Source organism: Bifidobacterium sp. UBA6881 (genome assembly GCA_002451435.1).
Classification (GTDB): Bacteria; Actinomycetota; Actinomycetes; order Actinomycetales; family Bifidobacteriaceae; genus Bifidobacterium.
This window is the reverse complement of the sequence record DKCF01000082.1, coordinates 28,090-29,767: the sequence shown is the minus strand read 5'-3', so window position 1 is coordinate 29,767 and position 1,678 is coordinate 28,090. Positions and strand designations below refer to the sequence as shown.

Annotated in this window: 2 protein-coding genes; one reads left to right on the top strand and one right to left on the bottom strand. The window is 61.7% G+C overall.

Annotation, left to right across the window (positions count from 1 at the left end; translation table 11 throughout):
* Positions 1-36: 36 nt before the first annotated feature.
* Positions 37-858 (top strand): hypothetical protein, encoded by an 822-nt coding sequence (locus tag B3C64_RS06475; RefSeq protein WP_291534557.1) that lies wholly within the window; start codon positions 37-39, stop codon positions 856-858.
* Between the two features lie 185 nt (positions 859-1,043).
* Here the strand turns inward: B3C64_RS06475 and B3C64_RS06470 are convergent, their stop codons facing one another.
* On the bottom strand, positions 1,044-1,535 hold the full coding sequence (locus B3C64_RS06470; protein WP_291534555.1) for an FHA domain-containing protein: 492 nt from the start codon (positions 1,533-1,535) through the stop codon (positions 1,044-1,046).
* Positions 1,536-1,678 lie beyond the last annotated feature (143 nt).

The window sequence follows — 1,678 nt, the reverse complement described above, 5'->3', positions numbered from 1 at the left end:
AGCCAAATCCCACAAACCACAACATAAGGAGAGATGATGGTCGATCACCAAACCGCCGTCGCAGCCGTCCGGGATCCGCACGCCGATCCGGTGCTTCTCGCGAAAATCGCCTATGAGAATCCGGAATTCGGCGCGAGCGTCGTGGCGAATCCCCGCGCATACCCCGGGCTGAAACGCTGGGTGGCCGAGTTCGGCGACGAACGCGCCCGCCGATATCTGGCCTCGACGGGCTGGCCCGTTTCCGAAACCGATGGACCAGATATTCCAACGGTTGGCGAAACGTCCGCCGATGCCTCCGACCGATTGCCCTGCGGGGATTCCGGCATGCCCGACGTGGACATATTCGACGGCACCAACATTTGGGTGCCGCCGTCCGGCCCGTGTGCCGATCCCGCCGATTTGGCGGATGCGGCCGATATAGCACCGACGGCCTTGCACGTCGATTCCATTGATCCGGCGAACACGACCGGCATGGCGTCCGATACGACGGCTCCGCATAAGAACCCCATCGATCCGGCCTGCGTGACGGATGAGCCGGATCTGTGCTTTGCGCAGGACGGCACGGCATATGATGCCGTGGACGTCTCCGCACGCGCAACCATGGACGGACCGTCGCATAACGCCTCATGCGACATGGATGAGGCGCATAACGCGCAACGTCATTCGTCCGCTGACGAATACACCGCGGAGCTTGCCATGAACACGGAGAATACGGAACTGATGGCGCGAATCGCGGCGTGGAAGCCGGAATTGCGTCCGTTCCTCGCGCGCAATATGAGCATCTACCCCGAACTGCTCGAATGGCTGCAATCGCTGGATGACAACGCCATCAACGCCGCCCTGCGGCTGCGCGACTAGCATCCGTCGGCATAGACCGGCGCAAGCTGGCCCATGCCGATGCGTCATCACCGATATGGCACCGCCGTCATGCTCACCGCCAATGCGACCACAACCAGCCCGAGAACGCAACAAGTCCAAGCACAACTGCTGAGCCTTGCCAAACCGCACCGGTCAGCCGACGCGGCGGCGAGCCATGCATCACCTCAGTTGGCCCGCCGCTCCAATGCATAGAACTGGTCTCCGATGCGGACGACGGACGGCACCTGCAAGGCAACGGGATCATCGCCGACCTTGGTCTCCACATCGTCGTGGATGATGTACGTGCCGTTGAGCGAACCGCAATCCTGAATCCGCAACGTGCCATCCCGCTGGAGCCCGATCACCGCGTGGTTGCGGGAGATGGTGCGCGTCGGGTCCTTCAATCCGACGGCTTTCGCACCTTCCGACGCCGCCGAAGGTTCGCGCCCGAGCAGCACGTTGCCGTCGACAAGCACTTCCTGTCCGGTTTGCTCGTTGCGCAGCAGATACACGGGCGTCGTTCTCATGGCAAATGAGGAGGCCAGCACCGTGCCGTCCCGGTCGATGTCGTCGCCGTCGATGGCATCGACCGGATTCTCGATGTCGGAGGAACGCCGAAAACCATCGACGTTCCGCGCATCGCTGACGGTTGTGCGGACGATTCGATCCGAGACCATGGCATCATCGTCATACCAGCCCGGTTCGGGCGGAGGAGGATATGGCAGAAAACTCATATCCATATTCTAATCGCAACGTCAATCATATTCGTCGCCGATGCGGGTGCTCGGCGAACCGCAAACCCATATGGAAACACGGCGAG

Coding starts and splice junctions, on each gene's coding strand:
- B3C64_RS06475 (WP_291534557.1), top strand. CDS start 37: ATGGTCGATCACCAAACCGCCGTCGCAGCCGTCCGGGATCCGCACGCC.
- B3C64_RS06470 (WP_291534555.1), bottom strand. CDS start 1,535: ATGGTCTCGGATCGAATCGTCCGCACAACCGTCAGCGATGCGCGGAAC.